Raw genomic sequence first — 13,125 nt, forward strand, 5'->3', positions numbered from 1 at the left:
GGGGGGAGATTGGCAGCTTCGGGCTCACCGCCCATTCTGCAACGCTGGTGAGTTGCGAAGGCCGCAGTGACGGCTGATCTCCCCCCTTGAGGGGGAGATGGCCGGCAGGCCAGAGGGGGGTGCCTCGCGCTGACATCTCCATCATTCCGCCGCCTCCGCGAACCCGACCGACGCCATCGGCCTGAACTCATGCTTGTCCTTGCCGGAGACGCGCTCCGACCATGGGTCGACCTGGGCGAATTTCTGGCTGAAGACGAAGCGGTCGAAGAGCGTCCTGCGGCGCTCGGCATCGTCCAGGACCTGCTTCTTGATCTCGGCTGTGCCGATCCGCTTGGCCCATTTGTAGATGCGCTCGAGATAGCGGGCCTGCTCGCGATACATCTGGACGAGCGCCACGATCACCTCCAGCGCCTCGTCCTCGGTCTTCACCAGGCCGAGCACTTCCGTGCCCTTGATATCGAGGCCGGCGGCGCCAGCGAAGTGAATTTCGTAGCCAGAATCGACGCACACCACGCCGACATCCTTGCAGGTCGCCTCCGCGCAGTTGCGCGGACATCCCGACACCGCCATCTTCACCTTGGCCGGCGTCCAGGAACCCCACATGAACTTCTCGATGCGGATGCCGAGCCCGGTCGAATCCTGCGTGCCGAAGCGGCACCAGTCCGAGCCGACGCAGGTCTTCACCGTGCGCAGACCCTTGGCATAGGCATGGCCGGAGACGAAGCCCGCCTTGCCGAGATCCGCCCATACCGCCGGCAGGTCCTCCTTGCGGATGCCAAGCATGTCGATGCGCTGGCCGCCCGTCACCTTGACCATCGGGATATCGAACTTGTCGACCACGTCGGCGATGGCGCGCAATTCGCCGGCGCTGGTCACACCGCCCCACATGCGCGGCACCACCGAATAGGTGCCGTCCTTCTGGATGTTGGCGTGCACGCGTTCGTTGATGAAGCGCGACTGGTAGTCGTCGGCATATTGGTCCGGCCAATCGCAGACGAGATAGTAGTTGAGCGCCGGCCGGCATTTTGCGCAGCCGCAGGAGGTCTTCCACTCTAGCTCCTGCATGACGGCGGGGATCGTCTTCAGGCCCTTCGCCTTGATCAGACGCCGCACATCGTCATGGCCAAGGCTCGTGCAGCCGCACATGGACTGTACCGCCGCCGGATTGTAGGCCTCGCCCAGCGTGAGTTTCAGCAGCTGCTCGACCAGACCCGTGCACGAGCCGCACGAGGCTGAGGCCTTGGTGTTGGCACGCACGTCGTCGAGGCCGGTCAGCCCCTTGCCGGTGATCGCGCCGGTGATCTTGCCCTTGCAGACGCCGTTGCAGCCGCAGATTTCCGCATCATCCGCCAGTGCCGCAACGGCCGCCAAAGGGTCCGAAGAAACGCCTCCCTGGAACGCCTGGCCGAAGATCAGCGTGTCGCGCATCTCAGAGATGTCAGTCGCCTTCTTTTTAAGGTCGTTGAACCAGGCGCCGTCGGCGGTCTCGCCGAACAGCACCGTGCCGATGATTCGGTTGTCCTGCAGCACCACGCGCTTGTAGATGCCGGCAGAGGCGTCGCGCAGGATGATCTCCTCGCGGTCGTCGCCATCGGCAAAGTCGCCCAGCGAATAAAGGTCGATGCCGGTGACCTTGAGCTTGGTCGGCGTATCGGAGTGGACGAAGCGCTTATCCTCGCCATCCGTCAGCCTGGCAGCCGCGACGCGGGCCATCTCGTAGAGAGGCGCAACAAGTCCATAGACATGGCCGCCGACCTCGGCGCATTCGCCGAGCGCCATGATTGCGGGGTCGGACGTCTGCATGCAGTCGTCGACGACGATGCCGCGATTGACCTCGAGCCCTGCGTCCTTGGCCAAGGCGCTGTTCGGGCGGATGCCGACCGCCATCACCACCAGCGTTGCCGGGATGATCGTGCCGTCCATCAGCTCGACGCCCTCGACCTTGCCGTTGCCGACAATGGCCTTGGTGTTGGCCTTGGTCATGACCTTGATTCCGCGCGCCTCGACAGCCTTCTGCAAGAGGTAGCCGGCGGCGGGATCGAGCTGGCGTTCCATCAGCGTCGGCATGACGTGGAGCACGGTGACGTCCATGCCGCGCTCCTTCAGCCCGGCAGCAGCTTCGAGCCCGAGCAGGCCGCCGCCGATGACGATAGCCTTGGCGCGCGACTGCGCGGCAAGCAGCATTGCGTTGACGTCGTCTAGATCGCGGTAGCTAAGCACGCCGGGCAAGTCCTTGCCCGGCACCGGAATGATGAAGGGCACCGAGCCGGTGGCGATGACCAGCCTGTCGTAGGCCTCGGTCACGCCGTGGTCCGAGGTGACGGTCTTGGCCTCCCTGTCGATGCCGACGATCCGGTGACCCTTGTAGAGGGTGATGCCGTGCTTGATGTACCAGCCGTCGCCATGGATGACGATTTCCTCGAATTCCTTCTCGCCCGAAAGCACCGGCGACAGCATGATGCGGTCGTAGTTCACGCGCGGTTCGGCGTTGAAGATGGTCACGGCGTAGCGGTCGGGCGCGGCTTCCAGCAGGTGCTCCAGCATCCTGCCTGGCGCCATGCCGTTGCCGATGATGACGAGTTTCTCGGTCATGTCCGGTCAGCTCCGATCTATTCGGCGGCGTAGGATAGGGACGGGCTCTTGACCTCGGCCGCGCGCTCCATCCGGCGGATGGTGACGTGCATCCAGACCAGGCAGGAGACGACGATGAGGAAGAGCAGCATGAAGCAGCTCGACCAGACGCCGGTGAGATCGTTCAGCGCGCCAAAGGCGATCGGCAGGATGAAGCCGCCGAGCCCGCCGATCATGCCGACGACGCCGCCGACCGCGCCGACGCTCTGCGGATAATAGACGGGGATGTGCTTGTAGACGGCGGCCTTGCCGAGGCTCATGAAGAAGCCAAGCACGCAGGCGACGGCGATAAAGGCGAGCGGGCCGATCTCGACGTGGAACGGGATCGGCCCGCTGATGCCGCGCACGACATAGTCTGCCGAGGGGAGAGACAGAGTGAGTGTCGCGACGGCACAAACGCTGAAGGTCCAGTAGAGCACGGTGCGGGCGCCGATGCGGTCCGAAAGCACGCCGCCATAGGCGCGGAAGATGCTGGCGGGGATCGAATAGGCGGCACCGATCATGCCGGCGGTGGCAATGCCGAAACCGTAGACGCCGATGAGATAGCGCGGCAGCCAGAGCGACAGCGCCACGAACGCCCCGAACGAGAAGAAATAGTAGAAGGCGAAGCGCCAGACCTGCAGGTTCTTTAACGGGGCGAATTCCTGCCAGAAGCTTCTTGCGGGCATCGCCTTGCCGGCGCGGCGTTCGCGGATGACCGGATCGTCGCCGGTGGTGAACCAGAAGATGATCGCCATGACGACGAGCGCGGCGGCCCAGACCAGCGCCACCGACTGCCAGCCCCAGGCAAGCAGCACGAGTGGCGCCAGGAACTTGGTGACCGCGGCGCCGACATTGCCGACACCGAAGATGCCGAGCGCGGTGCCCTGCTTTCCGGCCGGGAAGAAGCGCGAGACATAGGCGACGCCGACGGCGAAGGAGCCGCCGGCAAGGCCAACGCCAAGCGCCGCAATCAGCATCTGCGCATAAGTATGCGCAAAAGCGAGCAGGAGGGTCGCGATCGCCGCCGCGAGCATCGTCATGGTGTAAACCAGGCGTCCGCCATAGCGGTCTGTCCAGACGCCGAGCACCATGCGCACGAGCGAGCCCGTGAGGATCGGCGTGCCGACGAGCAGGCCGAACTCGGTCTCGTTCAGCCCGAGCTCCTGCTTGATGCGCACGCCGATGATGGAAAAGATCGTCCACACAGCGAAGCAGACGGTGAAGGCGATAGTGGAGATGATGAGCGCCTGCCTGGGGGCATTATCCTGGCTGGGCGCGGCTGGGAGGGTGGCGGTCATGGTCGGCTCCGGTTTTGCGGCGTGGGAGGCACCGCGTGTTGCGTTGGTCAGAGGCGCGGCATCGGTCAGCGCGGCGAGACCGGGACTTGCGCGGTCACTTGCGGCCCCTTGGCCTCGGTTTCGTGATTGGCGGGAAACAGCAGGAGCGCCGCGATGAACAGCGCCGCCGTCAGCGCGCTGCTCGCCAGGAAATCGCGGCGGGAGAAATCCTTGAGCAATGTTGTTGCGATCCGCTTGGTCATCGTCGTCTCCGGTCCAAAACGAAAAAAGCTGCCGTCCAGGCCTCGCGCTTCCGTACATCCGGGATCGCGCATTGACCTGAGCGGCAGCTTTGCCTGTGGCGCCCGCCATTGGACGCCTGTTCCATTGCCCGCGAACGGGCTCGATTATTTCAAAGCACGAAGCGTGCCAGTTTCGCGTGGAAGCTGAATTTCAAGGAAAATCAATGCAGTGGGAGGTTTGCCCTTCGGCCGGGCCGAGCGGCGGCGCGGTCAAACATTGATCAATGGCATAAACATACAGCATAAATTTTGTGCAATGCACAAGATTGGCGCGCAAATGATCAGGCGCGTTTCTGGCCGGCGATGTAAGCGTCGACCCGGTCCGGATCGAAGATCTGGCCGTCGAAAAATCCGTCAGGACCAAGGACAAGACTCGCGCCGGCCGAGCCGACCGGCGTCGCCGTCTTCAGCGCCCCTTCGACCTTGGCGTTGGCGCCGGGCAGCGCCACGCCGAGCGGCTTCAGCGCCGAGCGATAGAGATCGGGCCGGTAGCAATCGCGCGCGATGGCGAGGTTTTGCGGCGTATGCGGCAACTGACCCCAGCGCACCATCTGCGTGTAGAACCACAGCGCATGGCTCTTCCAGGGAAAATTCGCCGCCTTGTCGAAGGGCAGGAAGAAATCCTCGACGTTCCGTTCCACGCCTCCGCCGAGTTGAAGGCGTCCGGTGAGTGCCGGCATCTGGATCGCCGCCGGCTGGCCGAGAAAGTCAGGCCTCGCCATCAGCGCCGCCAGCTCGCCGCGGTTTGCCGGATCCTGGCACCAGCGGGCGGAGTGATGCAGCGCCCTCAGCAACGCTGCCAGCGCGTCCGGGTTTTCTTCCGCCCAGACTTTGCGCACGCCGATCACCTTTTCCGGACTGTTGCGCCACAACAGCGCCTTGACCGTGACGATCTGGCCGGTGCCTGCCGCGACGGCGGCGCTGTTCCAGGGCTCGCCGACGCAATAGCCGTCGATGCGGCCGGCCGCCAATGCATCGGCCATGAAGGGCGGCGGCACGATGACGACTTCGATCTCGCGGTCGGGATCGATGCCGCAGGCAGCAAGCCAATAGCGCAGCTCGTAGTTGTGCCCGGAATGCGGATGCACGACGGCGAAGCGCAAAGGCTCGCTGCCGGCGCCGGCTCGCTCGCGGATCAAAGCGCCGAGCGCCGCCCCGGCGCGCGCCGGATCGAGGTCGGGCGACGCGCCACGCGCCGTCATGCCGTCCCACACGGCATTGGAGACGGTGACGCAATTGCCGCCAAGGCCGAGCGAGAACGGCACGATGGTTTCGGAAGCGAGCGGCGTGAGGCCGAGGCTGCAGGCGAGCGGCATTGGGCCCAGCATATGCGCCACGTCGAAATGGCCGATGGCGATGCGGTCGCGGATGTTGGCCCAGGAGGTCTCGCGCTGCAGCTTGAGCTCGATGCCCTCACGGGCGGCAAAGCCCATCTCACCGGCCGCGACCAGGACCGCGCTGTCGAAGAGCGGCATGAAGCCGGCGGTGATTTCGTGCGCCATGCTCATTCGCCCTCCAGCGGTCCCAGCAATCCCGCCGCCGTCACCAGGCTCTGAGCGATATCGGCGATCTTGCGGTTCTGGTTCATGGCGGTCTTGCGCAGCAGCGCATAGGCCGCCTCTTCGCTCAAACCGCGCGACTTCATCAATATGCCCTTGGCCCGGTCGATGACCTTGCGGTTCTCCAGCTCGCTGCGCGCCTCCTCCAACTCGCGCGCCATGCGCGAGAAGGCGTTGAAGCGGCTGATCGCCATGTCGAGGATCGGCTTGATGCGTTCTTTCTTCAGCCCGTCGACCACATAGGCGGACACGCCGGCATCGACGGCCGCCTCGATCGAGGCCTGGTCGGAGCGGTCGACGAACATGGCGATCGGACGTTTTACCGCGCGCGAAAGCTGGAACATGTTCTCCAGCATGTCTCGGTTGGGATTTTCGAGATCGATGACGATGACGTCCGGCTCGATCTCGGCGATGCGCTTGGCGATGCCGGCCACGTCATGGACCACCGTGACTTCGAGATGGCCGGCGTCCCGCAATCCGGCCTCGATGATTGAGGCGCGGATGCGGTTCTCGTCGACAACAAGGATGGTCAACGAACCGGCGGACATGCGCCTATTGTGCAGCCGGACGGAGATTGTGCAATGCAGTAATCCACAGGGATTGTTCTCGGCCGCTTTCAGGGCACGGGCTGCGACGCCATCGCGCCCAACCCTGCGTTGCCGTTACGGGCCGGGATATTATCGGTGTCCCATCGTGCGCAGCCTCGCGATATCCGCACAGTCGGGCTGCAGCCGTGATCACACCCCCGGGCTGTCCTGCTCCGCGGCATTCGGATCGCCCGGCGCCGTCGCCCAGGCGAGCTCGACCAGCGTCACCGTTCGCCGGCCGACGCCGTCGACCTGGCAGACGATGAGCCCCTGCTCCTCGATATAGTCGAGCAGCCGGCGCGCGCGGCGCAGAGAATGCGAGCCATAGGCGCGGGCAATCGCGGCGTCGCTGGGACAAGGCCAGCCCTCCTTGGCAGCGCGGGCGATCATCATGAACACGCCTTGCATGTCCTCGGGCAACAGCGATGCGCGCACCGAGACGTCCCGCCACGCATCGTCCTCGGCCATGTCGGAGCCGACGCCCGCGCGGGCGCGCGTCAGCATGCGGCGGAATTCCGAAAGATCGGGCACGACCGAAGCGAGACCCTCGATGCGGCAGCGGACCACGAATTCCTGGTAGAGCACGCCAATGACCCGGAAGCCCGCATCGGGCTCGGCCAGGATCGCGCGCAGAATGCGATCCATCCGCTCGCGCCGTTCGGCCAGGTCCTCGGCGCTTGGCTGCGGCTCCATCGGCTCGGGGCGGATGTCCAGCGGCGCGGCCTTGGCCGCCATCAGCTGGTCGAGCAGGTCGGGCGAAGGCCGGCGTTGCGGCCTGACCGTCTCCGGCGGCGGCGCGGCAAGAATGATCGAGCGCGCATCTTCGAGCGCGGTTCCCGGCATCGGCATCAGCCGCGGCGTGCCGTTGCGCGGGCTGGTTTCGGTCTGGCCGATGCGCAGGCCGAGCGGACGGCGCGACAGCGCCGGGCCGAGCGCCATGAAATGCCCGCGCTCCAGGTCGCGGAAAGCTTCGGCCTGGCGCCGCTCCATGCCGAGCAGGTCGGCCGCACGCGCCATGTCGATGTCGAGGAAGGTGCGGCCCATCAGGAAGTTGGAGGCTTCCGCCGCGACGTTCTTGGCAAGCTTCGCCAGCCGCTGCGTGGCGATGATGCCGGCAAGCCCGCGCTTGCGGCCGCGGCACATCAGATTGGTCATGGCCCCCAGCGAAAGCTTGCGCGCCTCGTCCGAAACCTCGCCGGCGGCGGCGGGCGCGAAGAGCTGCGCCTCGTCGACCACCACCAGCATTGGGTACCAATGGTCGCGCGCGACCTCGAACAGCCCGCCGAGGAAGGCCGCGGCGCGCCGCATCTGATTTTCGGCATCGAGCCCTTCGAGGTTGAGGACTGTCGAGACGCGATGGATGCGCGCCCGCTCGCCAGCTGCCTGCAGGCCGCGCTCGGTATGCTCCTCGGCGTCGATCACCAGATGTCCGAAGCGTTCGCCAAGCGACACGAAGTCGCCTTCGGGGTCGATGATGGTCTGCTGGACCCAAGGCGCGCTCTGTTCGAGCAGCCTGCGCAGCAGATGCGACTTGCCGGAGCCCGAATTGCCCTGCACCAGCAGGCGGGTAGCCAGCAATTCCTCAAGGTCGAGGGCCGCCGGCGCGCCTGCCGTCGTCTGCCCCATCTCGATTGCAACGGTCATATTTCGACTCGGATCGTCTCCCTGCGCGCGACGGGCTTATCAACCTGAGCGCGGTGCGTCGAGCTTGCCGGCCATCGGCCAACCGATGTCCACATCTAAGGGCGGGCGTCAGCCCGTCCCCTAAGGGCGGCCGTCAGCCCGTCCCCTAAGGGCGGGCGTCCCGTCAATAAGGGCCGAATCGGCGGCAGGCTGTCGGCAATCGCACTGGTCGGACCACCATTTTGCTGGCGCAACCCAACCATTGGCGTATCATCCTTTTGAAAGAAGGTTCATGGCAGGAGGAGGCCAATGAACATCGCTGCGGAAGTGCCGGTCCCAGACCTGACGGTGCAAGACCTTGTTTCGTCTGCTCTTTCGAACTTTCGCGCTGGCGACACGGTGTCCACGCGCGCCATGCTCGATGCCATACGCCACGCGGACCCATCCTGCGTGGACAGCGACGACCATCTGGTCGAGCTGATCGTGATGACCGCCGTTGGTAAGACCATGGGCGTCGTCTTCGACCACCGCTCGCCCGATGAGCGGTTGCCACGGCTGTCCTAGCGAGCCCGTCGGCTGAAGCCTTCGCTGACGTCGTCAATGACGAACTGACAGGCGCCTCGGCTAAGCTCCACAATGGTCGATTTTGCCAACGCAGGCGGCGTCCGATAGCCACTCCTAGCTTCCAAGCGGATGCGGCATGTAGCCGACGAAACCGGCGATCTTCCAGCGGCTGCCGACCTTGCGGCAAAAGTACAGGGTCTGCCACTTCAGCCGATCGACGCCGCCATCGGCCCTGGCGACCGAGCCGTCGAACTTCTTGTGCAGCACCGCGCGGTCGCCGTCGACGTCGATGTCGCGCATGTTGGTGACGCGAAACAGCGCTTCGCGCAGCGGCTCGGCGAATTTCGTCGCCGCGGTTTCCTTGGCCTGCCGCAGCCATTCGTCGCGATAGACTTCGAGCCTTGGGAACTGCAATCGCCAGGCGTCGGCGTTGCTGAGGAATTGCGCATGCATGCCGAAGAAACTTTCGGCGATGAAATCGTCCTCGACCATCGACCAGTCCTGCCCGAGGAAGGCATCGATGTCGCGCCGCACCAGCATTTCCCAAAGCGCGTGGCGGTCGGCATCACCCTCGGGAAACGGATTCTTGTCGAAGGTCATGCTGGATCTCCCCTCACAATGCCGCAGCCGGCCGGAAGCGGCGTCCAGCGCAACATGCTCAGGCTTCTGTAATAAAGCAACATGAATTTCGAAAAAATGTTGCTTTCCGACATTGCCTCTATGAGGATCATGCCGACCAGCGTAGATGGCCCTATAGCAGTCTCGCTCAATCGCCAAAAGGAGGCTCATTTGCCCAAGCAGTGCTTTGGAAAATCGCATGTCCCGCTCTCGCCCGCCGTGCGCGCCGGCGATTTCGTCTATGTCTCCGGCCAGGTGCCGGTGGGCAGCGACGGGCTGGTGGTCAAGGGCGGCATCGCCGAGCAGACCGAGCAGGTGCTGCAGAACGTCAAGGCGGCGCTGGCGCTCGCCGGCTGCACCATGGACGATGTGGTGAAGACCACGGTGTGGCTGGAGGACGCGCGCGATTTCGGCACATTCAACACCGTCTACGCAAAGCATTTCTCCAAGGATCCGCCGGCGCGCACGACGGTCGAGTCACGCCTGATGATCGACATCAAGATCGAGGTCGAGGCCGTCGCTTACCGGCCGGTCTGATCGCTTAAAGCAATTCCAGGAAAAGTGCTTAGCGGTTAGGTTCGGCGACTTCGCCGTAGTCTTCCGTCCGGAATTGCGTGAAACAAACAAAGGGAGGGCACCGATGCAGTTCGATCTCCTGATCAAGGGCGGCCGCGTCATCGATCCCGCATCGGGCCTGGAAGCGCAACGCGACGTTGCTATCGCCGATGGCCGCATCGCCGCGATCGATGCCGCGATCGACGCCGAGCACGCCACGCAGGTGGTCGATGCCAGGGACTGCATCGTCACGCCCGGCCTCATCGACCTGCACAGCCACGTCTATTGGGGCGGCACCTCGCTCGGTGTCGATGCCGACCGGCTCGCCGCCAAGAGCGGCACCACCACCTTCATCGATGCAGGCAGTGCCGGCGCCGGCAATTTCTTGGGTTTTCGCCGCCACGTCATCGAGCGTTCGAAGGTCCGCATCCTGGCTTACGTCAACATTTCCTTCGCCGGCATTTTCGGCTTTTCCAAAACCGTGTCCGTCGGCGAATGCAGCGATCTCAGGCTCTGCGAGCCGCGCGAAACGGTGGCTGCGGTGCGCGAGCACGCCGACGTCGTTGTCGGCGTGAAAGTCCGCTCCGGCAAGCATGCCGGCGGCTCGAGCGGCATCGCGCCGGTCGACCTCGCGCTCGAAGCCGCCGACAAGGTTGGCCTACCGCTGATGGCGCATATCGACGAGCCGCCGCCCGGCCGCTCGGAAGTGCTGCCCAGGCTGCGGCGCGGCGACATTCTCACCCATTGCTTCCGGCCGTCCCCCAACGCGCCGGTCTTCGCCTCCGGCGCGGTGCGGCCGGATATGCGGCTGGCGCGTGAGCGCGGCGTCGTCTTCGACATCGGCCACGGCATGGGCTCCTTCGACTTCGAGGTGGCGAAGGCGATGCTCGCCGAGGGTCTCGCGCCCGACGTCATCTCCAGCGACGTGCATCTCTACTGCGTCGACGGTCCGGCCTTCGACATCCTGGTCTGCATGTCGAAGCTGATGGCGCTCGGCATGCCGCTGATCGACGTGCTGCGCGCGGCGACGCAGCGGCCGGCGGAGGCAATCGCCAGACCGGAACTAGGCGCGCTGAAGGTCGGCGGCACCGGCGATGTCGCCGTGCTGAAGCTCCAACCCGGCCGCTTCACCTTCGTCGACGCCGTCGGCGCGTCATTGATCGCGGATCAGCGGCTGGTCTCCAACGGCATCGCCATCGGCGGCAAATGGTGGCCGAACGAAGCGCCCGACCACAACGAGACGGAGCGCTTCGAGGCCCATGCACATCATACGCATGTCGGTGTGGCGGCGAGGCATTTTGGCCGGGGGTATGATTAGCTGATCTCTCCCTGAGGGCAGATGGCCGGCAGGATTGCGGCGGCGGCGCGTTTGACGAATGGCTTCCCCCACTCCGTCGCTGCTTCGCAGCGCCACCTCTCCCCCCTCCGGAGGGAGAGGAAGGAGCCAGCTGGAACAAGCGCGCGCCTTCCTCTCCCCCGTCGATCGGGGGAGAGGTGTCGAGCGAAGCTCGACGGAGTGGGGGTCGACCTTACCCAGCGTTGCTCGGCTCCCCATACACCGGCGTCGCAATCCCTTCCATGCGCGCCTTGAGCTGCAGCGCAACGAATTTCGAGTAGAACCTCGACAGCGCCAGATTGCCGCCGTGGAACCACAGCGCTTCCTGCGCCGTGGGCTTCCACATGTTGCGCAATTCGCCCTGCCAGGGACCGGGATCGCCCTTCACGCCGGAGCCGAGGCCCCAGCACGGGCCGACCTTGTCGGCGACCTCGCGCGAGACGATTCCCGCAACCGTCTCGTTCATCGATTGGTAGCCGGTGCAGCAGACGATCGCGTCGACGGCGAGTTCGCTGCCGTCCTCGAACAGGATGCCGTCCCGCGTCAGCGACTTGATGCCGACGCCGCTCTTCACCTTGATCTCGCCGTTCAGGATCAGCTCGCAAGCGCCGACGTCGATGTAAAAGCCCGAGCCGGTGCGGTAGGCTTTCATCAACAGCCCTGTCTCGTCCTCGCCGAAGTCGATGGCAAAGCCGCTGTCGCTGAGACGCCGGTAGAAATCGGCGTCGCGCGCCCGGATCACATCATAGAGCGCGCGCTGGCCCTTCGGCACCAGCGCGAAGGGCGTCGAGGCGACGATCATGTCGGCCTTGTCGGTGGTGATGCCGCGCGCCAGCGCCTTCTCCGAGAAGATCTCGAAGCCGACATCCATCAGAGTATCGGATTTCACCACTGTCGTCGGCGAGCGCTGGACCATGGTGACCTTGGCGCCCGCTTCCCACAGATCGACGCTGACATCGTGGCCTGAGCTTGCAGCACCGATCACCGCGACGCGCTTGCCGCGGAATTTCTCGCCGGTCGAATATTGGCTGGAATGCAAAAGCTCGCCCTTGAAGCTCTCGGCGCCCGGCAATTCGATCTGCCGCGGCGGCCCATAGGCGCCGGTTGCGAAGACGATGTGCTTCGGCTTCAGCGTGATGCGCTGGCCGACCCGGTCGATCACCACGGTCCAGACTTTCTCGGCCTCATCATAGGCGGCGCTGACGCATTTAGTGGCGACCCAGTAGTTCAGCTCCATGACGCGGGTATACATCTCCAGCCAGTCGCCCATCTTGTCCTTGGGCGTGAAGACCGGCCAGTGTTCCGGGAACGGAATGTAAGGCAGATGATCGTACCAGACCGGATCGTGCAGCACGAGCGAGCGGTAGCGGTTGCGCCAGGAATCGCCGGCGCGCGCATTCTTCTCGATGATCAGCGTCGGCACGCCGAGCTGCCGCAGCCGGGCGCCGAGCATGATGCCACCCTGACCGCCGCCGATCACCAGACAGTAGGGCTGCTCGTGCACGCCGAGATCGCGCGCCTCGCGCGCCCGCGCTTCCGCCCAGGTCTCGCGCTTCGGGTCGGCCTTGTGGCGGATGCCGAGCGGCCGCGCCGGGCCTTTCCGCTCCTCGAACCCCTTCAGCTCGGTCATCGCCGTGAACAGCGTGCGGCAGCGGCCGTCCTTGAGCCGCAGGATCCCCTCGCCGCGTGCCACCGCCGTCTCGAATGTGAACCAGGCTTCCACGGCGCCGTCGTCGACGCTCGGCTCCCCGGACATTCGCCAGTGCGATGGCTGCGCCGATGGCAGCGTGGCCTTCAGCATCTCGCGGATCGCCGCCTGTCCTTCCATGGTCTTGATGTTCCATGTGAAGGTCAAAAGATCGCGCCAGTAGCAATCCTGCGCGAAGAGGTTCGTCGCCGCCTCGATATCGCCGGCCTCGAGCGCCCGGCCAAATGAGCCGAGCCAGGTTGCCGCCTGTTGCGATGGCGCGATGTCGAGCATTTTTGTCCTTCCCTTCAGTTCGATCGTTATGGAAGCCGGCGGCGCCGATCTTCCCTTCTCCCCTTGTGGGAGAAGGTGGATCGGCGCGATAGCGCCGAGACGGATGAGGG

At 65.1% G+C, this 13,125-nt stretch carries 11 protein-coding genes; 3 read left to right on the forward strand and 8 right to left on the reverse strand.

What is annotated here, in order from left to right; translation table 11 throughout:
- Positions 1–141 precede the first annotated feature (141 nt).
- The 6 genes from nirB to LB565_RS15715 form a co-directional block, all read right to left on the reverse strand.
- Positions 142–2,592 carry a nitrite reductase large subunit NirB gene (gene nirB / locus LB565_RS15690; protein ID WP_224585507.1) on the reverse strand — a complete coding sequence of 817 codons (2,451 nt, stop codon included), beginning with the start codon at positions 2,590–2,592 and terminating at the stop codon, positions 142–144.
- A 17-nt stretch (positions 2,593–2,609) separates the two neighbouring features.
- The gene (locus tag LB565_RS15695; RefSeq protein ID WP_224585509.1) at positions 2,610–3,911 is read right to left on the reverse strand and encodes an MFS transporter; all 1,302 of its coding nucleotides are present in this window, start codon (positions 3,909–3,911) and stop codon (positions 2,610–2,612) included.
- 65 nt (positions 3,912–3,976) lie between these two features.
- On the reverse strand, positions 3,977–4,153 hold the full coding sequence (locus tag LB565_RS15700) for a twin-arginine translocation signal domain-containing protein (protein ID WP_224585511.1): 177 nt from the start codon (positions 4,151–4,153) through the stop codon (positions 3,977–3,979).
- A gap of 320 nt (positions 4,154–4,473) precedes the next feature.
- Positions 4,474–5,700, reverse strand: coding sequence for a CmpA/NrtA family ABC transporter substrate-binding protein (locus LB565_RS15705; RefSeq protein ID WP_224585512.1), 1,227 nt, complete (start codon positions 5,698–5,700; stop codon positions 4,474–4,476).
- On the reverse strand, positions 5,697–6,299 hold the full coding sequence (locus LB565_RS15710) for an ANTAR domain-containing response regulator (protein WP_224585514.1): 603 nt from the start codon (positions 6,297–6,299) through the stop codon (positions 5,697–5,699). Before LB565_RS15710 ends, LB565_RS15705 begins: the two co-directional genes overlap by 4 nt.
- Positions 6,300–6,488: 189 nt before the next feature.
- Positions 6,489–7,982 carry an ATP-binding protein gene (locus LB565_RS15715; RefSeq protein WP_224585516.1) on the reverse strand — a complete coding sequence of 498 codons (1,494 nt, stop codon included), beginning with the start codon at positions 7,980–7,982 and terminating at the stop codon, positions 6,489–6,491.
- A 288-nt stretch (positions 7,983–8,270) separates the two neighbouring features.
- On the opposite strand from LB565_RS15715, the gene LB565_RS15720 reads away from it, so the two are divergent.
- On the forward strand, positions 8,271–8,525 hold the full coding sequence (locus LB565_RS15720) for a hypothetical protein (RefSeq protein WP_224585518.1): 255 nt from the start codon (positions 8,271–8,273) through the stop codon (positions 8,523–8,525).
- A 114-nt stretch (positions 8,526–8,639) separates the two neighbouring features.
- On the opposite strand, the gene LB565_RS15725 is transcribed toward LB565_RS15720, so the two are convergent.
- Positions 8,640–9,125 carry a hypothetical protein gene (locus LB565_RS15725; RefSeq protein ID WP_224585520.1) on the reverse strand — a complete coding sequence of 162 codons (486 nt, stop codon included), beginning with the start codon at positions 9,123–9,125 and terminating at the stop codon, positions 8,640–8,642.
- 189 nt (positions 9,126–9,314) lie between these two features.
- On the opposite strand from LB565_RS15725, the gene LB565_RS15730 reads away from it, so the two are divergent.
- Positions 9,315–9,680 (forward strand): RidA family protein, encoded by a 366-nt coding sequence (locus LB565_RS15730; RefSeq protein ID WP_224513888.1) that lies wholly within the window; start codon positions 9,315–9,317, stop codon positions 9,678–9,680.
- A gap of 103 nt (positions 9,681–9,783) precedes the next feature.
- Complete coding sequence (locus tag LB565_RS15735) at positions 9,784–11,016, forward strand: amidohydrolase/deacetylase family metallohydrolase (protein ID WP_224585522.1); 1,233 nt, start codon at positions 9,784–9,786, stop codon at positions 11,014–11,016.
- Between the two features lie 211 nt (positions 11,017–11,227).
- Here the strand turns inward: LB565_RS15735 and LB565_RS15740 are convergent, their stop codons facing one another.
- Positions 11,228–13,015, reverse strand: coding sequence for an NAD(P)/FAD-dependent oxidoreductase (locus tag LB565_RS15740; RefSeq protein ID WP_224585525.1), 1,788 nt, complete (start codon positions 13,013–13,015; stop codon positions 11,228–11,230).
- Positions 13,016–13,125 lie beyond the last annotated feature (110 nt).

Origin of the sequence: Mesorhizobium sp. CA14 (assembly GCF_020165195.1) — a bacterium.
Taxonomy (GTDB): Bacteria; Pseudomonadota; Alphaproteobacteria; order Rhizobiales; family Rhizobiaceae; genus Mesorhizobium.